This is a genomic window from Columbia Basin potato purple top phytoplasma, assembly GCF_028595955.1.
GTDB lineage: Bacteria > Bacillota_I > Bacilli_A > Acholeplasmatales > Acholeplasmataceae > Phytoplasma.
Genome location: NZ_JANHJP010000034.1, coordinates 1 through 504, shown reverse-complemented (window position 1 = coordinate 504; position 504 = coordinate 1). Strand labels below are relative to the sequence as shown.

Annotated in this window: 1 protein-coding gene; it reads right to left on the bottom strand. The window is 26.0% G+C overall.

What is annotated here, in order from left to right; genetic code table 11:
- Nucleotides 1-164: 164 nt before the first annotated feature.
- Nucleotides 165-504, bottom strand: a 340-nt coding sequence (locus M8044_RS02505) for an IS3 family transposase (RefSeq protein ID WP_323805918.1), incomplete at its 5' end; no start/stop codon positions are given.

The following is a 504-nucleotide window of genomic DNA, read 5'->3' as shown; positions in this document are numbered from 1 at the left end:
TTTGTCTGTACACTATATAGTTAGGTAAAAAAAGTGAAAAACTCGTCAACAAAATGAAAGAAAATGATATTTTTTTTTAAATTTTACTATTTTTCTTCAAAAAAAAGCGCACTAAAGTAACCTTTTTCAAGGTTATATTATTTTATGTTCATTCAACTAAAAATTTATCTTAGATTTTGAACATATTGAGATGGAGTAGAATAGTTTAATTTACTTAAAATCCACTGATTATTCCAAAATTGAGGAAATTGATTAATTAATTTTTTCATTTTATCAGGAGATTTTTGAAATAAAAATGGATATTGATGTTGTAAGATCGTTTTCATTTGGCCGAAAAAATTTTCAATGACGGCGTTATCACGAGGAGTAGCTTTTCTCGACATACTGATTAAAAAACCTTTTTTGGTTAAGGTTTGTTGAATTTTACGTGATTGATAAACTGTTCCTTGGTCGGAGTGAATGATACAAGGTTCTTTTAATTTTGGAAGTTTTTTAATAGTATTT